The sequence below is a fragment of the Amycolatopsis sp. NPDC051128 genome (genome assembly GCF_040682715.1).
In the GTDB taxonomy this organism is placed as follows: domain Bacteria; phylum Actinomycetota; class Actinomycetes; order Mycobacteriales; family Pseudonocardiaceae; genus Amycolatopsis.
The window spans coordinates 49767-71832 of the sequence record NZ_JBFBBN010000003.1 but is presented as its reverse complement, the minus strand read 5'-3'; the positions used below and the strand labels follow the sequence as shown (position 1 = coordinate 71832).

Sequence of the window (22066 nt, the reverse complement as noted above, 5' to 3'; positions counted from 1 at the left end):
TGCCACCCGAACGGCTCAACAGGCCGGCGTCACAGGTCCAGGGCACCCACGAACAACGCGGCCACGGCGGCGCGGTGCTCCGGGCTGTCCTGCCAGTACAGGCGGCGCCCGGCCTCAACCGCCACGCCGAACCCGGCGTGCACCAGCACCCGCGCCTGGCGGGCGTCGAGGTCCGGGCGGGCCTGGCGCAGGTGCTGCTCCCAGACCGCGCTGTGCTCGCGCTGCGCGGCCACCAGCGGGCGGCGCAAAGCGGCGGGCAGGCCGACGACCTCGGCGTCGGCCACGCTGGTGAGGGCGTGGTGCTCGAAGCTGTAGGCCACGTAGGTCGCCGTCAGCGCGAGCAGGGCCTCGGGCGCGCCGGTCACGCCGCGCAGGTTGTGTTCCACCGCCTGGGCCAGCAGGCCGGCCGTCTGCAGGCACGCCGGCGCCAGGATGTCGGCCTTGCCGGGGAAGCCCGGAGGGCACCAGCCCCACGGCTTCGGCGATCATGCCGGTGGTGACGGCGGCGAACCCGGCCCGTTCGAACAGCGGGATGGCGGCCGCGAGGATTTCCGAACGCCGGGTGCGCGGCTGGAGCGGGGCGGGCAATTCGACGAGGGGCGCGCCCACGAGCGCCTGCCGCGGGACGGTCGCGGCCACGCGCAGCGCGGAAGCCAGCAGGAGGTCTTCGACGCGCCGACGGCCGATCGTGCACCGCCCGCAGGTGCTCGTCGCGGGCTGTGGCTGGAGGGGCTGTCCGGACCGGAGCGGGACCCGTACAGCAGCTTCGGCGGGTTCGCCGCGCGGGCCCTGCACATCGACGCACCGAACGTCACCTGCCCGCCGGACTACACCAGCCTGCTCATGCTGCGCCCCGACCCGGCCGGCGGCGGGCACTCGGTTCTCGCCGACCTACGCGCGGCCGCGGTGCTGCTCGCCGATGCCGACCGTGACGTCCTGCGGCGGCCGGTGTTCTTCGAGGACCGCACCGAGAAGCTGCGCGGCGTTGGCGAGCCGATGCTGCCGTTTCCCGTCCTCGGGAACGGGCCGCCCGGAGAGACGTGGATCAGGTTGGCCGGGAAGCTGCTGACCGACGAGCGCAACACCGCCCACCTCCCGGTGCTCGAGCGGTTCGCGTCTTTGCTGGAGGTCACCGCGCGGCGGGTGCGGTTGCGCCGCGGCGAGCTGTTGCTCGCCGACCAGCGCTGGGGTCGCGTTCGGCCACGTGGTCGACCTCGACGGCGGCGTGGATGTCCAGTGCGGCAAGGACAGCGGCCGGAACGTAGATCTTGGACGCGGGCGCCAGGAACGCGACACCGGCCTCGGTCATCGCCGCGAGATTGCCGTGGGAGACCAGCTTGGAGTCGCCGATCAGCAGAAAGTCCCGTGGTGTGGCCATGGTCGTCAGCGCGGTCATCGTCGCGACGACCTGGGCCACCTCGCCGACGTTGCCGTCGTAGGCGCGGTGGAACACCGCCGACGGCGCCGTCGGCGGTGACCGCCAGCCCGGCCTGGACCTGTTTGAGGTCGTGGCGGCGGTCTTTGGGGTGACCGTATTTCGGGGCCGGGTAGTCCTCGTCGGTGTCGTCGAAGGCGCTGCGGGTCCAGACGCTGAGCCCTTCCGCTTCCAGATCGTTGACTGTGCACCGCGCGTTGTGCACCTTGTCGGCCAATGACACGCGAAGAGCACCAGTACTGCGCTGCGCGCCCAGGTGGTCGAGATATACCTGTTTGCGGGTCCGGAATTCGGCCATGCCCTCGTCCTGGGCCGAGGGTCCCGAACACGCCTCGACCAGGTGCCGAACAGTCCGGCCGAAGTGACGCTCGATCTCGGCGGCGCGGACACGGTGCGGGTCCTGATCCTCCAGCATGTCATGCAGCAGCCCCGCGATGGCGTCTGAGGTGGTCCCACCATCTTCCAGGACAAGACCAGCCACGCTCAGCAGGTGACTGACGTACGGAATTCCCGGCCTGGTGTCGCCGACGCTGCGTTTGCGGACCTGATCGGCATGCGCCCTCGCCGCATAGGCGACCGGCGAGGGTGTCGGGGAATCCGGCGTGTGAGGTGTTCACGGTGGGACTCCTGTCCGCTGGACGTGTGCTGCGGCCATTGATCTGGATCGGACTACGACAGGCGGCGCCTTGGCCGCCACGTCCGCACCGAAGCCGGGGTGCGCAAGTACGACCAGCCAATGGGGACCCTGATCACCAACCGACAGCGCCGCCTCCTCACCTTTGTGGGTCAGCATCCACCCCCGCCGGCGGCTGGAGGGTGGGGGCCTTGCCGCGAGCGGCCGCGACGAAACTGGGATCGATCTTGCCGACGCCCTTGTTCATCATTTGGATCGCGACGTCTTCGGTGATCGGGTGGGCACCGGGCTCGCCGTTGAAGACGTACATCGACAGACTGGGCCAGTCGACCAGCCCTTCGCCGGGAACGAACCGGCGAGGCAGCCCGTCCTGCGGGTCCAGGGCCATGACCGCGTACGGGGCCTTGTCCCAAAAGTCCTGCAAAGCCCACCACTGGAACGCTGTCACGTACTCTCTCCCGTCTCTCCGCCGAACAGCGGTGTGCGCAGTGCCGTCACGATCGCCACCGGCCGGCCAGCGCGGCCCGTTGTCGCCGGCTTTGGTGGTGGCGGGTGGGTTGGTTTCGGTGGCGCGTGCGAGGCCCGCACCACGATGTGCGGGGAGCAGGCGCGCTGCCAGTCGGTGGCCTGCAGTGTCGGGTCGGCGGTCAGGGCGCGCAGGCTGGGCATCAGCCAGCGGGAGGGCATGCGGGTGCCGCCGCGGCGCAGATCCCCGCGTGGGAAGGTCAGGGAGTAACCGGGGCGTGGCGAAGTCTGCGGATTCTCATGGGCTTTGCGTGGCGTGCAGTGCGTCGCGGAAGGACTTGATCGGGTCGGCCTTGGGCAATACGGATTTGGTGCACCCGTCGGCCAGTGCCGTGTCGACGGGGACGCTGCGCAGTCGGGCTCCGTAGAGCGCGGCGATGGTGGGGGTGCGGCTGCGGGCCTGGACGATCACGCACGCCATCTCGGTGTCGTCGCTCCACTGCCCCGGCTCGTATCCGCCCAGCCCGCCACCCAGCATCCGGGCGGGTTCGCCCGGGCCGGGTAGCGGCCGGCTGCCGTACTCGTAGGGCACGCCGAGGGCGTCCCCGGCCGCGGCGCCCACCAGCGCACCCACCGCCCGATCAAGCTGCTTCGCGTTGAGACCCATCAGTTCGCTCCTCGTTGTTCAGGCGGCCACGAGGTCGTGGCCTGGGTTGATCGCGACCGTGTGCACCGCACGACCCCGCCACACCAGCACCGACATCACCACGTAGGACGACCTCGCTCGCCCACTCGCGCCAAGACCCGGACCCGGCTCCGGCGTCACCGAGACTGCGGCCACCCGGGCGACGAACCGGCGGGCACGCCGCCCCGGTGTCGCGACCGCGGCGGCGGACACCGCGTCGACCGCCGCCGCGTGCAACAACCCGCCCCAGACCTGGGCGAGTGTCCGGGGCGAGTCGAACACCTCCAGTGACACCGGTTGTCCCGCGATCCCGATCAGCACTCCGGTCTGGAACGGCAACGGGGCCAGTCCCTCGACCAGTGCCGCGGCCGTCTGCTCGACCCGGTCGGTCGCGGCGAGCAGCGAATGGGTGTCGGTGCCGCCGTGACGGTCCTCATACCGGCTAACCCGCTCCCACACCGCCCCCTGGCCCTGCGCGGCGCGCACCACGACCGGGGCATGGCGCCCTCGCCGTGCGTGTCCGCCGCCACCGGCCCAGCGTCCCTGCTCGACACACTGCACCGGCAGCACCACCTGCGCCTTCGCGGCGACCAGCGCCGACTGGGTCGTAACCCGGTGCTGCCAGCCGCCCTCCAGCAACTCTCCCTCCAGGACCAGCGCCGGTTTGGACCCGGAGTTGGTCACCTCCAGCTCCGCCACCGACGGCGTGTCCGGCCGCTCCGCCACCGACACTTCCGCAGCGTGGACCGCGTAGCCGGGCGAGGTGACCGCCGTCCCGCTCCAGATCGGGAACAGGCTCAACGCGCCCCGCGTCACGGGGCGCCCCACATGCATGTCGACGAGATCCATCACAACCTCCACAGTTAGCGCAAGAACGCGCTAATCAATAAGAGCACATCTGCGCTAACCTGTCCACTATGGAGTGGCAAGACAACGCGGGCAAGCGGCTCAGTGACTATCCGCGACCGTCGGTCGCGGTGGACGTCGCGGTGCTGACCGTCGATCCGGAGCGGACCGGTCTGATGGTGCTGTTGCACCAGCGTGACGAGACATTCGCCACCGGCCGGTGGTCCCTCCCCGGCACCTTCGTCCGCGAACACGAACTGCTCAGCGAGGCTGTGCGGCGCGCACTGGACACCAAGGTCGGGGTATCCGGTCGCGCACCGCAACAACTGCACGTCTTCGACGAACCCAACCGCGACGACCGCGGCCGGGTACTCAGCATCGCCCACCTCGACCTCATCGCCTTCGACCAACTCGACACCACACGCCGCCCGGGATGTCTCCTCTCCCCCATCGAAGGAGATCCGCCCCGCGCCGTGCTGCCCGACGGGAACAGCGGAGGTCTCGCGTTCGACCACGACCAGATCGTGGCCGGCGCGGTCGGCGCGACCAGGGACGCCTACCAAGACCGACCCGACCCGAGCCACCTCATCGGGCCCGAGTTCACGCTCCGCGAACTGCACCGCCTGCATGCGGCAGTGCTTGGCGACGCGGTCCTCGCCAAGGACACGTTCCGGCGCCGCATGCTGCCCCACCTCGTCGAAACCGGCCGGTACAGCGACGGCACGGTCGGCAAACCCGCCCGCCTGTTCCGGAGGGCGTACGTCTGAGTGCCGGTCAGCACACGACTGAGTTGATCTTCGGGTTCGTGTTGTTCCCCCAGCGCCCGCGTTGCTTCCAGCTTCATCGGTGCTCTCCCGGGTTGACCGTTACTCGTGTTCAGGCGGCGGTGGAGGGCCACGGGTGATGGTGTGCTCGACCGCACCGGTTGGCCGGAGGAACAGCAGGACGGAGCGCACGACTGGTTCGGTTGTGGCGTCTTCGATTGCTCGGGCGTAGACGTGTAGTTGGGTTGCGTAGGCGGCCAGGGCGTCGGTGTCTGCTGTGGTGTCGGTTTTGTAGTCGACGAGGACGAGGCCGTCGTCGTCGCGGTAGAGCAGGTCCACGTACCCCTCGACCAGGACGTCGTCCACGACCGTGCCCACATACGTTTCCCGCCAGTGCGGCCGGCATGCCGCGCGGGTGATGGTGGGTGAGGTGAGGGCGGCGTGGACGGCGGCCGCGATGTCTGGCGCGGCGTCGGCCACCCCCTCGGCAAGTGCCTGCGAGGCGGCGAGGCCGGTGAGGCCGTCACCGGTGGTGAGGTCGATGGTTTGCAGGACCGCGTGGGTGGCGCGACCGATCGCGGTTCCGTACCGGCCTTTGGCCCATGGGGGGAGTTCGAGGTCACGGGGTTGTTTGGCCAGGCCGTGATGGGCGAAGGTCGGCAGCGGGGTGGCCGACCGGCCGTGGGCGATGTCGGTGGCGGACTCGGCCTCCCGGCGGCGACCGTTACCGACCGCGACCTGATGGTTTCTGACCCATTGCGCCCACTCCACGAGCGGGGCTGCTGCGGGCGGGGCCACCCGATCCAGGGGGTGCACGGCGATGGGGGCGGTCCAGGTTTCGTGGTCGGCACCGACGCATCCGTGGGCCAGGACGGCGGCGGGGCAGGCGCGGGTGCCGCGGTGCACCGAGACGGCGAGGTGGTCTTGGGCGCGGGTGCACGCGACGTAAAGCAGCCGGATGTCCTCGCAGTCCTCCATGATCTTCTCGACGGTGTCGGCGTCGGGGTAGCCGATGGTGTGCAGGTCGCCGAGTTTGAGTTCGCAGCCACCTGCGGGTGGCCACAGCACCGGCGGCCGTCGGGTTGTTCCCGGCGAGGACAGACCGGTGAGAATGACGACGGGGAATTCGAGGCCTTTGGCGGCGTGGATGGTGGTGATCCGCACGGCCTCGGTGTCGGTTTCGGGCAGCACGGTTTCGGTGACCCGGGCGTGGTCGTCGGCCTGCCCGTGCGCCCAGTGGAGGTATTCGCGCAGGGATCCGTGTTCGGCTTCGGACAGGCGCGGGCCTGGTCCACCACGAAGCGCAACCGCCGCCACGTCTCCCGGTACCGGGGTGAGTCGACCGCCGTTTCCAATACCCGGCGGTGCTCGAGGATGTCCTCGAGCAGTTCCGAGGGGGTGCGGCGGGACCGGGACCGCGCCCACCGCCCGAGTTGCGCGAGCCCGTCGGCCACGAGTCCGTCGTGGACTGGTGGGGTGAACAGGGTTCCACGAGCCACCAGCTTGTTTGTGTCGCCACAGGTCCACATCGGAGCAGCCGAACATCGGGGTGCGTAGGGTGGTGACGATGGCGAGGTGGTCGGTGGGGTCGTCGACCGCCTCGGCGCAGTGCAGGAGTTCCCGGACCTCGGGTGCGGAGTAGACGAAGGTGGCGGCTTCGGTCCGGTACGGCACCCCCGCCTGGTCCAGTGCGTGTTCCAACCCGGTGATGGAGGTGCGGGTGGGGGCCGGGATCGTGATGTCCGACAGGCACACTGCCCGCACTCCACCGTCCCCGTTGTCGCGGACGGGCCAGGCTTCGCGGACCGCACGGACCACCAACCCGGCTACATCATGGGCTTCCCGGGCACGCAGCATCTCGGCGGTCCGGTTGTCGGAGTGTTCGGTGGCGCCGAGCACCACGACAGGTGGGCCACCCCACGTTCGGGTTGGTCGGTGGAGAGCGGAGGGGTTGGTAGGCGGGTTGCGCGCCGGGGGTTTCGGTGATCAGGCGGGTGAAGACGCGGTTGATCCACCCCAACACGGAGGTGGTTGACCGGAAGTTCGTGGTGAGGCTGACGGATTCGCCGAGGGTGGTGCGGGCGTCGACCGCGCGGCGGAACCGGTAGATCGACTGCTTGGCATCCCCCACGAAGAACAACCGCAAAAAAACCGACGAGCACTCCGACGGCTTTCGCTTCAGACGTCCTGCAGGATACTTTCGTGCCGGAGCTGCATGATGTGGTAGCTGAGGCGCTCTGCGATGTCGCCGCCCCGGACGAGCAGCCCAGCTTCGAAGTTGTCGCCAGCAGCGCGCTTGGTGAGGTTCGCACTGGTGATCAGGGCGACGGAGCTATCGATGATGACGATCTTCGCGTGCAACGCCGCTCCGAGCGCTGGTCGCTGGGCGGCTGGCCAGCGCAGCCGCAGTGCGATGAGCTCCGCCAGCGCAGCACCGGGGTTGCCGGTGAAGGTGTGGTTGTCCTGGTGGTCCTCGGCGAGAACGGTCAACCGGACTCCGCGGACGTTGGCTTCGGCAAGCGCGGTTCGTAGGCCTTTGTGCATGTGCAGAGCGAAGGTCACCAGGACGATCTCGTGCTGGGCCTCATTGATGAGTTGAAGGAGCACCTGCTCGGTCCGGCGGGCGTGGAGGACCGTGCTGCCGGGTCCACTGACGACCAGTTCCAGGGAAGGGTTTCGTCGGGCTTGTTCGTGGGCGTGGGACGCGGCGGCCACGGCGGACCCCAGTGCTGTTCCGGTGACCGCGGGGTAGGTGGCCCATGCGTCCAACAGTCTTGTTGCCTGCTGGGTGAAGGCGGCGGCGGGGACCAGGTGAGCAAGGTGGTCGGTGCCGTGCGGGCCGACGAAGGACGTCATCGCAGCGCCAAGGCGTTCTGCGTGGGCCGGTCGCAGCGCGCGGCCCACGCTTGCCGCGATGTCGAGCAGGGGTCGGGGCGGGAGCTGACCGGTGTGGGTCATCGTCTAGTTCGACCGCGAGGTGATGTGGCTGCACACCGCGATGTCCGGCTCGTCGCTGTTGACGGCGACGATGAGTCGCCGGTCGAGGAAACGGTTTCCCCGTTCACAGGTGGTTTCGGAGGCGAACAGGCAGGCATGACAGGCCGCGCCGTGCAGAGTGTCTTCGGTCCTGAGGGGGGTGTGCTCGGCACACAGGGGGTCTGAGGAGCAGCGTCGGGCGTTGGCAACCGCGGCGCGCAGAAGCCGGTCGAGCTGGGTGGATTCGCAGAGTCGGACCAGCCCCCCGAGTGTTCCTTCGCTGTCGCTGGCGGATGTGTAGAGCAAAATCCCGGCTTCGTCGCGATCGGCGTTGGCGTAGATGCGTTCGCTGATGCTCGCCGCGGAGTAGCCGCATTCGAGGGCGATCTCGCGAACCAGCAGATGCGACAGCGTGTGCAGCATGACGTAGCGGTCGCCGGGCCAGGAGTCCTCGTGTGGCCCGGCAAGCTCGCGGTTGTCCCGCCACCGGCCGTGCGCCTGGCGCAGGAGATCCATGTGCGGACTCACCGAGGCGGCCTGCTCCCAGGCGTGCACGACGTCGGGGCGCACGACGATGAAGATCCCTTCGCCGTGGGTGGTGGCGGCGGGCACCCAGTCCAGTTTGTTGCGGCTCAGCGGCGCCTTCTGGCTGCTGTCCGGCGAGCCCCATTCGGGGGCGTCGATGCGGGTGAATCCCACGATGGCCTTGGTTTCCCGCAGGCGGCTGATCTGCACGACCCGGCCGATCAACCCAGCCCAGGCATCCGGGCCGGGCACGATGTCCGCGGTGAAGTCGTCGTCACGCCGGGCCTTGGCGGGTTCGCACAACGCCTCGTACTCGCGTGCGGTCAGGTCGATCGGCTCGTCCGGGACGTCGGCCTCCGCTGTTCTGCGGGCGCTGATCTCGGCCCAGACATGCTTCCGGTCGTGCTCGCGGAACGAGCCGAGCTCAGGTGTCGTGGTCAGGGCGTAGTCGAGGATCTCTTCGTTGTGCACCTTCCCGAGCCGGGCCCAGTGTTTCTCCACCATCGCGGCGAGCTCACTGCCGAGGTCGGGGATATACAGCGCCTTGGCGATGAGGCTGAACCATTGGTTGGATGCGCCCAGCACCATGGCGCGGACGGGGGCGATGCAGCCGGCCGGGTCGAACCACCCCAGGTGGGGGTGCCGGGCGCGGCAGCCGGGCAGCGCGATGCTGCCGGGCGTGCGGTGGTGTGCGAGTGCGTCCTTCATGTTGCGCTTGTCCCCACACGAGCAGCGGATGCTGATCTGGGAGCCGAAGTTGGATCCCGGGTCGAGCATGACCAGACGTCCCTCGCGGCCCTTCGCGCACGCGCGGCCGTTGTGGACGTACTCGATGTAGGGGAACTCGTCCAGATGCCCGTTGGTGCAGGCGATCACGAACCGTGCGGGCACCGCACTGGGTTGGCGGACTCGTTTCCCGCCGGGTCCCGTGGCCCGGCAGTCATGGACGAAACGGGCCTCGTCCGGTCGGTATTTGTTGACGTTGTCGAACCGGAACGGCCCTCCTCCTGACGCGCTGATGCCGGCCAGCAACCGGCAGCCGGAGCACCGCATCCAGCGTGGGAACGGGCTGACCGGGACGCCCACCCGGTTGGCCTCGGTGTCGTCGGGATCCTCGCCCCGTTCGCGGTAGGGCGTGGGACGGAGTTGGCGGACGTGCGTGCCGAGGAGCTGTCGGACGCGGAGCAGGAGACGCGGTTCAGTCAGCTCCACCTGGTTGGCCTGCGTGTAGTCCCAGTAGTCCAGGCCCTGGACGATGACGCTGAGGTGCGGCAGGTCGACGACCGCGCCGACACCGTCGGAGAACAGCATGGCGTTGGGCCGTTGGCTGCCGACCCGACGCAGATTCTTCTCCTGCGCGCCTGCTGTTCCTGCGCGCCAAGCCGGTGGTGGAGTGCTCATCGTGGGGGCTCCCCTGCTGCGGCCAGGACGGGTGTGGTACCCAGCTGACCGAACTCGTCGGTATCGGCGACCACATCTGTCTCGTCCTGCGTGGTGTCCTCGGGTGTGTCGGCGTCCGCGACGCCGAATGTCCACGCGGGCCGCTCAGCGACTTCGGGAGCAGCCAGGGTGATGAGCAGGTTCGTTTCGGGCTCGACCTCACGCAGTGACCACCCGGCCGACCAGGTGCCCCAGGAGCCGACGCCGGGGTCCAGCAGCGGAACAAGGTTGTCCTGGGGCCTGGTGTAGGACAGCACACCTGATTCCAGGCCCTTGCGGCGGCGGTCCCAGTCGTCCATCAGCTCGCGGCACATCGTGACCACCTTCTCGGTGTGCGCGGCGTCGCCGACGACGTCGCCGGCTCGCTCCGCGATCCAGGCGATCGCGGAGTCCACGGCAGGGCCCGTCACCGGGACGCGGTGCGCACCCGGCTCGCCTTCCCAGTCATGAAGCGCGTGTCGCAGGGTCGAGACCAGGACGGCGGCCAGGCCCCGGTCCATCGCGCGGTCGGCGAACGGAGTCACCGATAGTGGTTCGACTCGGGCGTAGAACGTCTCGTGGAAGTGCACGAAGGTTTCCAGATGCGCCAGGTCACGAGGCCGAGCCCAGTTGAAGATCGTCACGACCAGTCCGGGTCGCTGCGGGTCACGCCCGACGCGGGAGGACGCCTGGATGTACTCGGCGCTGTTCTTCGGTTGGCCGGTGACTACCATCAGCCCCAGGCGTGCCACGTCGACACCGACCTGCAGCATGCTCGTGGCCAGCAGCATGTCCACGGGCTTCGCGCCGGCCTCGTGGCGTGGCAGGCTGTCGAGCGTGGCCTGTGCCTGCGCGGACTGTCCGTGGCCCTCGCGCCGGGCCTTGAGCAGCGCGGTCACGGCGGCTTTGGCGGCGGTGGAGTCGATGTCCGGGTTGAACGTGTTGGCCAGCGCGGACAGCGACCGGCCGATGTCCTGGCTGTTGATCCGCGCGGTCAATTCACGCAGTTCGAGGTTGCGGCGGTCGCGGAGTCCACGCCGGGACTGTTGCTGCAGCCGGGTGGCGATGTCGTCGTCGACCAGGCGTCGCATCCCGGCCAGCTCGACGGTGGAGGAGAAGTAGTCCACCAGCGTCATGTACGGGTCTGCGGCCCGGCCGTGCTCGTCGAACAGCAACTGCGCGGCAGCCAGCAGCATCTGCGCGACACGGATCTGCACCTGCTTGATGCGTTGCCCGTGTGCGCAGATCCCGAGGTAGCGTCGGCCGGGGTGCTCGTCGTCGACCGGGATCTGGGTGGAGAAGAACGTCTCACCCGCATCCAGCACGGGCGCCGGGAAGATCGCCAGCTCGCGGTTGAACAGGCAGTGGACCTGCTCGTGGGCGCGGCGCACGGTGGCGGTGGACGCGAGGACTTTGGGGCGAACCATGGCACCGTTGACCGTCCAGGAACCCAACCGTTCCACCGCGGTCTCATACAACCCGACCATCGTGCCCAGCGCGCCGGAGATCAGGTGCAGCTCGTCCTGGATGATCAAGTCGGGTGGGCGCAGCGGCCCGCAGTCCCGCGGTTTGGTGCCCTCGAGCGTGCCCTTCCGCGGATGCCCGCCGTCCTTGCACTCGGTCTTGCGCGTCAGGTCCGGGTGACGGTAGCCGTGCCGAGCGCAGATCGACCGGGTGTGCCCGAACAGCAGGCCGGTCTGGCCGCGCAGCGGGAGCTGGGCGAATTTGTCGACCGTGCCGATGACCAACGCCGGCGCGAGGCGGAAGACCTCCTCGTCGACGGTGACGACAGGCAGCCCTTCACCCCAGGCTGCGGATTGCTTGCGGGAGTAGGCGCATTGCCCGTCGGGATCCCCGCACCACACGATGACCCGCCGCCGTGTGGTGTCGCATTCCGCGTCCTGCCCGGGTTCGATCACTCGGCCGCACCACGGGCAGGCCAGCACCTGGATCGGGTTGGACGCACCGGCCCCGGCGTAGCGGGCACGCATCATGTCCAGGGCCTGCTTGGCCTGGTCGAACCAGTTCGGGGTGACCTTCGAGCCGACCCACAAGCCGATCCGGAACGGCTCGTCGCCCCACGGGTTGGGTGGACCGCCCGCGCGCTGGGCGGTCGCGGCGTCCCGACGCAGGTGCTCGGCGGCGCAGACCAGCGTCGCGGCACGCTGGAACTGCTGGGCGGTCAGCAACCGCAGCGTGTAGCGCATCAGGACCGCCACACCCGAGCGGCCGTCGCGGGCGTCGGCGCCGGTGCCGACGATGCCCTGCAATCGGCGGATCGCGAACGTGTACGCGGTCAGTCCGAGGTAGGCCTCGGTCTTGCCGCCGCCGGTGGGGAAGAACAGCAGGTCCGCAAGCCCAGGTCCGTTGGCCGCGGCGGCGTGGGCTCGGTCCGGGTGCGAGGGGTCGGTCAGCGAGGGCAGGTTGAGCAGCACGAACGCGAGCTGGAACGGACGCCACGACCTGCGTCTCGGCTCGTTGACCAGGGCCAGTCCGGCGGTGAGGGTGAGTTCCGGGTCCTTCGCGCGTTCGACGGCGAGTTCGGTGTGCTCGCGTTGCATCGCCATCGCGAGGTTCGCGAACTTCCACGCCTGCCATGCCTGGTTGCCCGCTTCGGTGTCCGCCGCGAGCAGGTCGATGCCGGCCGAGATCCGGTCAGCGGCGACTCGGGCCGCGCGCAGGTTCGCCGCCGCGGCACGACCGTGCCCAGCGAGCGTCGTGTCGGCGGTGGCCTTGTGCTCCTGCTCATCGAGCCAAGTGCGGTAGCCGTCGGACAACGGCCGCAGCGCGGCGATGACCTCGCCACGCGGGGCGCTGGCCAGCACCCGCATCTCCACCTCGAGACCGGCGAGCTGCGGCACCTGGGTGGCCTGGGGCGCGACGGTCTGTTCGACCTCGAACGAGGGCAGGTTCGTCGTCGACACCCGCCATGCGCAGCCGTCCCCGGCGCGGCGTTCGGCGTTGACCCCGGCGTTGCGCCCGACCGCGAACTGCCGCGCTCGGCGATACAGCATCTCCAGGCTCAGCCGCTCGAGATCCGCCTCGGTCGGGACGTCGTCGGCGACCACATGCGACGGATCGTTGTGCGGCAAGAACACCGCGGCCGCACCGTCGGCAGCGGTGACCTCGAGCCGGACCTGGAACAGCCGCGCGGAATCCCGGCGATCATCCGGCTCTGGCTGGGTGTTCACGATCGCGACGTCAACCACCCGAGACCCGCGATGCGGTCGGCACCGGGCGCGAACAACCACGTCCGGTTGCTCGGTGTCCGGGCGGCCAGACGGCTCCGGCTCGGTCATATTCAGCAGGACAGTGCCGCCCGAGGCGACGTGCTGCCATACCAGCCGCGGTGTCCCCGCTTCGGTCAGTTGTGTCTGGGATGGGCCTTGGACGTAGCGGCCCCATGATGCCCTCACCAGCACGGTCGGCACATCCAACGGCACGCTGAACGACAGACCCAACGAGGCGGGCGACATCGACCCCGCGGCCGCGGCCGCAGTCACCTCGCCGGTCCCTTCACCGGAGCCGTCGTCTGACGCCGTCGCATCGGTCGCCTCGGCGTCCAGCGCGACCCGCGCCGGCGTCAGCACCCCGAGGATGTAGCGCTCAGATGGAATCGTCCCGGCCGGCAGCTCCTCCATGTCACCGGCCCACGGGCCCAGCAGGTCTCGGACCAGGAACCGTTCCAGCTCGCTACGAACCTGCCGTGATGTCCACGGCGCCGAATTTGCGGCGGCTCCAGCGTTGTCACCGCCGCTCGGCACCGTGGTTGGTGGAGTAGGCACGGTGCCCGCCGCGGTCACACCAACTCCTCACCGAACAACACGTCCTGATCATCCGGAGGACTCTTCTTGGTTCCCCCGCGGCGTCGACCCGCCGGCTTGGGCTGATTCCCGCGCTGCTCCTCTGCATAGCGGGCGTGGTTGAGCTCCAGCAGGCGGTCGAGCAGCTCCACACGGGCCGCCGCGCACACGGTCCACCGCACTCCCTGGCGGGTCTCGTGGTGTCCATGACCGAGTGGCAGGTCTGACCACCCGTATGCCTCGCAGACAGCGTCATCGACCTCGACGTGCAGTTGGCGCAGATGGACAACCTCGGCGTCTTTGACGGCGGAGTCGTGAATCAGGTTGTATGTCTTCGTCAGGCCGAGCTGGCGCCCCAGCATAAAGGCTCTTCGGTCCTTGTCCAGCGCCTTGCCGGCCGCCCGCATCCGAGCAGTCAAGACCGGCAGCGGGAGCGTCTCGAACACATCCGACGGGGTGTACCGAAGATCATTCCGCATGGTCGAAGCGTGCGCGATCGCCCACCAGTAATGTGGCGCGCTGGAGAGCAACGCCAAGTACGCGAGATCATCCGTCGCGAACACCGCCGTGGCGTGCGAGAAGACTTGCCCCGTAGGGACCATGACCGGCATAACCACCTTGCTGACCAACGTAATCGCAATCACATGATCGAGACCGTCGATCGCCCGATAGAGCGCTTTTCCGCGACGGCCGTACTGCCACCAAGTTCGTCGATAGTCCGCTTGTTTTTTGGCCATTCTATCTTGTTTGACGAGACGAACCACCTGATCGAAGCATTCGACATACTTGGCCGCGCGATCCTCTGGCCAATCAAAGAAGTTGATAATCCATCTACTGGCCGCCCCGTCGGGACGAGAGTTGAGATCATCGCCGTTTACATAAGGAAAGAGGATTTCGATATTTCGTGGATCCTTGCTGATGAATCCCTCCGCCTCAAGCCCTGTCATGGTGAAGCCAAGTCCTAATACGATCGAGCCCTGAAATGCAATGCCTTGATTGGAGTGGAGTCGGCGTGGATTCCCCATGGTGCGACCTGCCGGATCCAGAGCGGGAGTGATCGTTTCAACTAATACCCCGTCGGCGGTCGCTCGAACACCGACCCGGCGTTGCTTTCGTGAAGCCCACACGACACAGTACTCAAGGTTGGCACCTTTGGTGGGCCATTTGGCACTCTTGATGGCAGCTCGAATGTCAATACCGTCGGCTGCAATCTGGTCAAGTCCTACCTCTCGCGTGTCACCCTGAGCCAGTGTGTTTGTGGCAATGAGGCCGAGTTGGCCTTGCTGGAGGTCGGCCACACTTGCCGCACGAAGAAACATGTAAGCCACCAGATCGGCATTGCCGGCGCGGCCATGAGCGACGGCCCGAACAAGATGATCTCGGTAGGCGCCACCAAGGACGCCGCTGATCTTCTTCCCGCCTAGGAATGGAGGGTTGCCAACCACCGCGTCGAACCCTGTATGTGGTCGGGCAAAGACTTCAGGGAACAGTAGGGGGAAATGCGCGGGCTGGTGAGTCGTGCCCTGATTGTCAGTGAGACCGAACTGGCCTTCCTCGCCAAGTTGTGTCCAGGCATCCAACCCGACCGTCTCGGTAGTTCCCACTGTCGCCGTATCGGCGAGTTGGGCGACTCGCAGGTACTGCTGGTCCTGTCCCCCCGCGAGACTCGCGCCGGAGAGGGCATCCGCGGTGATCTCCAACTGTTCCGTGGCGGCTCGGGCTTGATTCAGCAGCCGTGCTTTGTGCTCGCCATCATGGCTGTCGATGAGGTCTACCTCGGCGATCTGTTCGCGTAGGTCGACGGACTGTTTGATCAGGCCGGGCATGTCGGCGGTCCACAGCGGGAGTGCCCCGTGGTGAATCCGCCTGCCGGCCTGTGGGTCCAGGTGCAGGGTGAGGAGTTGGTCCATGCTCGTGATGCCCAGGAGGCTGTCGCCGACCGCGAGTCGGTCGTCGAGGAAGCCGAAGGGGCGTTGCCGGTCGAGGGTGACGAGCCAGAGGGAGAGTTTGGCCATCTCGATGGCCATGGGGTTGATGTCGACGCCGTAGATGCAGTGGTCGAGGATGCGGCGGCGAGCGTCGATGACCTGCTGTTCGTCGTCGACGGGCAACGACTCCGGTCGCGGTTGGTGCTCCTGTCGGGCGTCGAGGAGTCGGTCGGCCAGGTAGCGGGTGGCGGCGACGAGGAAGGCTCCGCTGCCGGCCGCGATGTCCACGACCTTGAGGTCGGTGATCTGCTCGGGTGTGCGGATCTTCCAGTCTGCTTTGTCTTCGGTCTCGAGTGGCCCTGGTGTGTAGACGAGGGGTTCGAGGGCTTTCACGACGACGCTCTCGGCGAGCATCCTCGGGGTGTAGACGCCACCGGTGTGGCTGCGGAGTTCGCTGTCGGTCAGGTAGAGGGTTCCGGGGGCGTAGATGACGGGCAGCTCTCGTGGGTCGTGTCGCAGCAGGCCGGCGAATGGGAGGATCGCGGTGGCGGCCCGCTGGTTTCCGCCGCAGGCCTCCAGCACACCTGTCCAGGCGTGGTCGCCGGCCGACCCAGTGGCTGGTATCAGCGCCTTCTTGATGGCTGCGGGACTTCGCTTGGAGCCGCCATCCTTGGTCAGCGGCGACAGCCAGTCAGCGAAGTCGACAGGACCTGCGGCGAGATGGCGCTGGAGGTCCACCAGCGCCATCTCGGGGCCGTTCTTCTCACCCTTGTTGTCGGCCGCGATCCCGAGGGTCCAGCCTTCGGAGCGGCGCGCGTCCTGGTCGAGCAGACCTTCGTAGACGTAACCGATCTGTTCGACGTCGAGGACCCGGAACGACACGCGGCGGCGCTCGCCGACGAAGCGGAGCCATTGCAGGGCTTCGAGAGCGCGCAGGAGCGTGCGATCGTCGATCTTGAGCGGCTGGCAGTCCTGCAGTGGTGCGACGGCGTCGGCTCGGCCTTCGAGCCAGGGATAGCGGTCTGGGTCGAAGAGGCTGCCGCCGTATCCGGGGAGGTTGAGTTGGTCATGGCGGGCACCACGGTGGACGGCGCGGAACGTGGCCAGCAGGCGATGCCAGGCGGCGCTGGAGCGTTCGAGGGTGTCCTCGCCCGCGTCGCCGGCGCGGTCACGGAGCTGCCCGGCGAGGGTGCTGGCGGCATAGCCGGCGGCGTAAGTGTCGTCGTCCAGCGGGAGGAGCCCGCGTTCCTCGGCGTAGAGGAGGAAGACCAGGCGCATGAGGACGGCGACAGCGGCTTGGTAGATCTCGGCGGGTTCGACGTGCGCGGGCAGCAGTGGCGTGCCGTGCTGGGCGCGGTGGTCGGCGTCGAGCCGGCCGATCGTGGCGACGAGCATCTCCACGACGGCTTGGGACTGCTCGGAGAGTCGTTCGGTGATTTCCTCCTGCCGTTCCAGGCTGGCGGCGAGCATCGCGGGCAGATGCTCGGCGTCCGGGACGCCGTAGAAGCGCAGCCGGCCGAGCAGGGCGTGGAACGCCTTGAGCGTGTCAGGCTCGTCGAGCCAGGTATGCCGGGTCCAGGTCGCGGTGGTGGTCGCACCACCGGGCACGGCGCACACCAGAGTCCATTCGCTGCCATCGGTGACCAGGCCGAGCGGAACCTTCTGCGCTCGGAGGGCGTAGGCGAGCCGGTCGGCGGCGCTGGTGTTCCACGTGCCGGCGCCGGGTGCGCCTGCTCGTGGCTTGGCCGTCGCGTGCACCCCGGGATCGGTGATCACACCGAGCAGCAACGGCCGCGCCGCGGGCTGGTCGAGCTCCGCGAGGAGCGCGAAGTCCGGACGGACGTCGGTGTGGTGTTCTGGGACCTGGGTGGTGAGCATGGGCGCGACGGTGCCGCTGTTGGCGAAGTTGCCGTGCCAGCCGAGGAAGTCGGCTAGAACGTGGTGGACGAAGGCGTCCCGGGTGCCGGGGCTCGCGTCGAGCAGGCCGCTGGCGTCGCGCAGGTGGCCCACCGCGTCCCGGTCGAGCGCCGGTAGCCCGCTCGGCCAGATCTCGTTGACGACGGGGGCGGCCAGGAACGGCCCGTCGGGAGCGAGGAGTTCGAGCCATTCGGTAGTGCTTGCCCGCCGACCGGGCCTGCTGAATCGTCGGGTCTTGGCTGGGCTCATCGTGCGCTCCGAACAGGGACGAGGTGGACGACGGCGGCGGGGAACCACAGGACCCGGACGGACTCGTACCGCCGGGCAATCCCGGCCAGCTCGCTGGCCTTCTCGCCGGGCAGTGCGTCCAGGCGTTCCTGCCACGCGGATCTGTCCTGTTCGAGCTGGGCGCGCTGGTCTGCCTCGATGTCGGCGAAGGACAGCTGCAGGTCGGTGTCCTCTGGGGCGAGTGCGGTGCGCAGGGACTGCTCGAACGCGTCGAGTAGTCGGGTTGTGCGGGTTTCGTCCTCGGTCTGCCGTGTGGCCAATGCTCGCTGCAGGCTTGCTTCTCGTTCCCTCGCCCGGGCGGTGATGGCCGCGTCCAGTCCTCTGGCGACGTGCCGCCAGGTCACGGCGAGTTGTTTACGTACTGTGTCGGAGCTTTGCCGGGGGTGGGCGTCGGGGCCGAGCGCGGCATCGAGGATGCTGGCAAGCTCGGTGACGCCGAGCCTGGCGAAGGACCGGCCACGCAGCCAGCCGCCCGCGGGGAACAGTTCCTCGTGCAGCCGTGTGCCGTCGGCTCCGACTAGGACCAGCCGGGAGTAGGCCGCGAGTACTGGTGCGGTCAGGCGTGGATCGTCGATGAGCAGGCTCGCTGCGCGGGCGAGGTTCCCCGCTCCCCACACCTCCGCCCGCAGCAGCCGGGTAGCCATGGCGACCAGGGGGTGGTTGAGATGGGCGAGGACCAAATCGGTGCGGCTGGCCGCGATGGTGGCGTCGAAGCTGATCGGGCGCTGCCCGTAGTCGCGATCCGTCAGGCCGGCAGTTGTGCGGGCCCACGATCCGGTCAGCGCCGGGACGCGCCAGATCGAAGCCCCAGTCGGTCCGTCGTTTTCGGGGACAAGGGACGGTTGCCGGCCCAGGGCCAGGCCGACCCGCACCACGCGCTCGACATCGGCCGGGGTGCAGTGCAGTTCGTGCGCGGACTGCGCGAGGGTGGCCCGTAGGCGGTCAGCCTCGTCGCGCAATTGTCGCTCTACCTTCAGCGCCTGCCGGGCGATGTTCTTGGGCTGGATCGTGTTGAGGTTGAACGCCGGGTCCGGGTAGCCGAGCATGCGGCGCTCCACCGCGGCCGACAGGACCGGGTTGATGCTGCCCAGATCCTCGCTTATCGTCGCGACCTTGACCGCGACGCGAGTAAGGAAGTCCAGGTCGGCGTCGGCGCTGTGCGCGGCAGCGGTGTGCCAGTGCGAGCCGACGAAGTGCCGGATCTGAGGGCGGTGTGTCTGCCCGTATCGATCGATTCGGCCTGCGCGTTGTTCGAGCCGGTTCGGGTTGAACGGGATGTCGTAGTTGACCAGCCGGTGGCAATGATTCTGGAGGTCGATTCCCTCGCTCGCGGTGTCCGTGGCGAGCAGGATCCGTACGGGGTGGCGGTCGGGTGGCTTCTGGAAATCATCCTTGACTCGTTCGCGTTGGTCGTCGTCCATGCCGCCGTAGAGCAATTCCAACCGGCCGCCGTCGGCGAGTTCGTAGCGATCGAGGAGTTCGGCCAGCCAGGTCTGGGTGGCGCGATACTCGGTGAACACAACGACCCGTTCGTCGTTCCACCGGCCCTTCGGTTTGCCGTTTTTGCAGACCGCTGTGAGATAGGTGATGAGGGCACGGGCCTTGGCGTCGCTGTCGTGGCCGTGTTCCTCGACCCAGGCGGCGAGCCGGTCCAGGAGGATCTGTTCGGCCTTGCCCGGACGTCCGGCCGCCTCGGTGGCGGCGTCGTTGGCGGCGGTTTCGGCGTCGTCGAAGACGTCGTCTGTTCCCCACTCGCCGAAGATCAGGTCGCGGCGCTGCTCGTCGACCCATTCTGGATCGACCTCTTCGGCGTGGCCGGCACGGGCGACGGCGTCCTGATGCAGGCCGAAGGTGCGGGTGAACGCCGCCGGGCTGGAGAACAGACGCTTTTTCAACAGCAACGTCACCAGGTCAGCTGCTCTATTGGTGCCCGTGCGCGCCGTCGAGGTCCGGCCGATCCTGTTCTTGCGAGCCGCGGTGTAGTCCCGGAGCAGAGTGTGGACCTCACGCTCATGATCGGGGTACACGACGGGGATGTCCTCGACGACCCGGTCGGGGTAGCGGCTGGTGCCGTCGGCATTGGTGAGCTCAGACTTGAGCCGGCGGATCAGGACCTGCTTGAGCGCGATCGGATCGGGCGCCGCGCCGCGGAGGAACCGTTGCGGGTCCAGCATGGCCAGCAACGCCGACCAGGACTCGGGGTAGCCGTTGTGCGGTGTGGCGGAGAGGAACAGCCGGTGTTCCGAGTGCGCCGACAAGCGCGAGACCGCGCGGGTCTGCTGGCTGTCGACGGCATACTTGCCGCGGCCTGGCGGTGCGCAGTGATGCGCCTCATCGACGACCAGCAGGTCGATCACCCGAGGCAGGGCTGGGCTCGCGTCTCCGAGAACCTCGGCGAGCAGGCGTTGGCATCGGTCCCCGCGCAACCACGACAGGCTGACAATCGTGTGCGGGTGAACACGGAACGGGTTGGCGTACAGGCCACGCTCGCGGTGGACTTCTCGTATCTTGTCCGTGTCGATGATGTGGAAGTCCAACCCGAAGCGGACATCCATTTCCTCCTTCCACTTCACTGTCAATGGAGCGGGGCAGACGATCATCACGCGCCGGGCCCGGTGACGCAAAAGCATTTCCTGGATTACCAGGCCAGCTTCGATCGTTTTTCCTAGTCCAACATCATCTGCGACGAGAAGATTTACCCGCGGCATTCTCAATGCCCGGGTCACCGGCTCAAGTTGATAGTCCTCGATCGCGATACCAGCACGAAATGGCGCCTGCAGAACAGTGGTTTCGGCGTTGGTGACCGCTCCCCATCGGAGTGCGTCGAGGAACGCACCCAGCGTTGACGGGTCATCGAAGCGCCCTTCGGACAGGTCAGGCAGGGTGGCGGCGTCAAGGACTCGACGGCCGGCCTCCAGCTCCCAGAGGACGCGCAGTTCCTCCCCGAGGCCATCGTCTTCGACGCTGGACAAGGTGACCAACGTGTGTCCCTCACCGACGGCAGCGCTCTTCACGTCGAACGGGATGGCCGTCGGCAAGATCTCAGTGACGACCCAGTGCCGGCCGCGGACCATGGCAAGCTGGCCGGTGGCGGGCAGGTCGGGCGCGCGGAGAGTTGTGCTAGTCATATGGACCTGACCTCTCAGGCTCGGCAAAGCGGCCCGACGGTCGTACCGGGCTGGAAGGACCTGCGGGTGCGGTCATGCCCAGTGAAAGTGGCCCATTGTATTCGGACTCAATCGGCACGTATGATCAACTTCGAACACGTTGCGGAGGACGTTTCTCCGTGTGGTGAACGCGTCTGTCCTCAGGACTCGTCGCGGTCGTCGTCGAGCCCCGCCCTTGACTCGCGTGTGGACCGACTTTTCGGACCACACGCTGGCGAAGTTGATCCGCCGGTCCGGTACCGCCGCTAGGGAGCGAAACCGAACCTGCCTCCGTCACGCACGGACGCGTAGAGGCGATATTGGACAGTCGTCATAGTGGCCTCGACCCGGTGTGTATCCGTCACCGGCAGACTGTCAGACACCGGGGTCCCGGGCGACACTCTCACCCTACGCTCCCGAGCTGCTCGTGGCGCATCGTCCGATGTGGTGAGTGCGCGGCCGTGGACGACGGTGCCGGTGGTGACGGTGATGGAGGTGAGGGCCATGATCGTGCCGCGGAAGGTCGAGGTTGGCCCAGTGTCGCCGAGCTGTCTACCTGCCAGTAGATGCTGGCAGGTCGAGCGTTACGTGGCGACGGCGGCCTGACGGACTCCGTCGACACCAGGCGTCGTCATCCGACCTGTGTGACTGCTCGCCGACACCGCTGCCGGAACCCGGCTCGCCACCGTGGGCCAATTCCTCGAACAACTCGGCAACGACATCCTCCGTGCCGCCGAAAAACACGCTCATGCCACTCAGGACGCCGGACCCCAGAACCTCCGGAAAGTCCCGAAAACGGCCGCTGGAACCAGCCAAGCCCTGCGCGTCGGAACATCCGGTCATGCCCCGGAGCCCGCAGATCGAACTGCGTGCTCGAACCCGATATGCGGTGAGGAACACCTGCGTACCTTGCTGCCGTTGTTGTGTGATCGAGTTGGACGGCCTGTCGAAGAGACTGCCGTTGGCCGCTCATGGGGGTAAGGTGGGTGGACTACCGGGTGCTCAGACCCCGCTTCCGGCGATGCCGGTTTTCCGTGCTCATTATTTCAGGGCCTGTCATGCCCGAAGCGATCGCGGCAGTGTATCCGATGAACGCGTTGGCTAACGCTCAGTGTAGTGAGTTCAAGGGGCCCTGGAAGACGCTATGGAAGAACTCCTCCGTATTGCCAACTTCGCCAGTCTGGCGATCATCCGGAGAGCGGCGTGACCTGTCCATGATGGCAATCACCAGGCCT

Annotated in this window: 12 protein-coding genes and 3 pseudogenes; 2 read left to right on the top strand and 13 right to left on the bottom strand. The window is 68.0% G+C overall.

The annotated features are described in order from the left end of the window. Positions 1 to 29 precede the first annotated feature (29 nt). Positions 30 to 687, bottom strand: a pseudogene (locus AB0M82_RS04330) (TetR family transcriptional regulator); the annotation flags it as partial. Here AB0M82_RS04330 and AB0M82_RS04325 point away from each other — a divergent pair. Next, positions 571 to 885: pseudogene (locus AB0M82_RS04325) on the top strand (hypothetical protein); the annotation flags it as partial. The pseudogenes AB0M82_RS04330 and AB0M82_RS04325 sit on opposite strands and share 117 nt — an antisense overlap. 6 nt (positions 886 to 891) lie before the next feature. Here the strand turns inward: AB0M82_RS04325 and AB0M82_RS04320 are convergent. The 6 genes and pseudogenes from AB0M82_RS04320 to AB0M82_RS04295 form a co-directional block, all read right to left on the bottom strand. Further along, a complete protein-coding gene (locus AB0M82_RS04320; RefSeq protein ID WP_364717617.1) occupies positions 892 to 1092 on the bottom strand; it encodes a hypothetical protein in 201 nt (66 codons plus the stop codon). A 37-nt stretch (positions 1093 to 1129) separates the two neighbouring features. Further along, positions 1130 to 1453 (bottom strand): hypothetical protein, encoded by a 324-nt coding sequence (locus AB0M82_RS04315; protein WP_364717616.1) that lies wholly within the window; start codon positions 1451 to 1453, stop codon positions 1130 to 1132. 187 nt (positions 1454 to 1640) lie between these two features. Next, positions 1641 to 1949, bottom strand: a pseudogene (locus AB0M82_RS04310) (HD domain-containing protein); the annotation flags it as partial. Between the two features lie 259 nt (positions 1950 to 2208). Further along, complete coding sequence (locus tag AB0M82_RS04305; RefSeq protein WP_364717614.1) at positions 2209 to 2517, bottom strand: hypothetical protein; 309 nt, start codon at positions 2515 to 2517, stop codon at positions 2209 to 2211. 315 nt (positions 2518 to 2832) lie between these two features. Further along, entirely contained in the window at positions 2833 to 3201 is a 369-nt protein-coding gene (locus AB0M82_RS04300; protein WP_364717612.1) for an ADP-ribosylglycohydrolase family protein, read from the bottom strand. 18 nt (positions 3202 to 3219) lie between these two features. Further along, entirely contained in the window at positions 3220 to 4068 is an 849-nt protein-coding gene (locus tag AB0M82_RS04295) for a DUF6569 family protein (protein ID WP_364717611.1), read from the bottom strand. 68 nt (positions 4069 to 4136) lie between these two features. On the opposite strand from AB0M82_RS04295, the gene AB0M82_RS04290 reads away from it, so the two are divergent. Continuing rightward, on the top strand, positions 4137 to 4832 hold the full coding sequence (locus tag AB0M82_RS04290) for an NUDIX domain-containing protein (protein ID WP_364717610.1): 696 nt from the start codon (positions 4137 to 4139) through the stop codon (positions 4830 to 4832). A 99-nt stretch (positions 4833 to 4931) separates the two neighbouring features. Here the strand turns inward: AB0M82_RS04290 and AB0M82_RS04285 are convergent, their stop codons facing one another. From AB0M82_RS04285 to drmD, 6 genes are all read right to left on the bottom strand, one after another. Further along, a complete protein-coding gene (locus AB0M82_RS04285; protein WP_364717608.1) occupies positions 4932 to 6020 on the bottom strand; it encodes a 3'-5' exonuclease in 1089 nt (362 codons plus the stop codon). Positions 6021 to 7007: 987 nt separating this feature from the next. After that, the gene (gene drmC / locus AB0M82_RS04280) at positions 7008 to 7787 is read right to left on the bottom strand and encodes a DISARM system phospholipase D-like protein DrmC (RefSeq protein WP_364717606.1); all 780 of its coding nucleotides are present in this window, start codon (positions 7785 to 7787) and stop codon (positions 7008 to 7010) included. A gap of 3 nt (positions 7788 to 7790) precedes the next feature. Further along, positions 7791 to 9731 (bottom strand): DUF1998 domain-containing protein, encoded by a 1941-nt coding sequence (locus AB0M82_RS04275; protein ID WP_364717605.1) that lies wholly within the window; start codon positions 9729 to 9731, stop codon positions 7791 to 7793. After that, entirely contained in the window at positions 9728 to 13513 is a 3786-nt protein-coding gene (drmA, locus tag AB0M82_RS04270; protein ID WP_364718018.1) for a DISARM system helicase DrmA, read from the bottom strand. Before drmA ends, AB0M82_RS04275 begins: the two co-directional genes overlap by 4 nt. 35 nt (positions 13514 to 13548) lie before the next feature. Then, positions 13549 to 17646, bottom strand: coding sequence for a DNA methyltransferase (locus AB0M82_RS04265; RefSeq protein ID WP_364717603.1), 4098 nt, complete (start codon positions 17644 to 17646; stop codon positions 13549 to 13551). Further along, positions 17643 to 20813, bottom strand: a complete 3171-nt coding sequence (drmD, locus tag AB0M82_RS04260; protein WP_364717602.1) for a DISARM system SNF2-like helicase DrmD — start codon at positions 20811 to 20813, stop codon at positions 17643 to 17645. The genes AB0M82_RS04265 and drmD overlap by 4 nt, the downstream gene beginning before the upstream one ends. Between the last annotated feature and the right edge of the window lie 1253 nt (positions 20814 to 22066).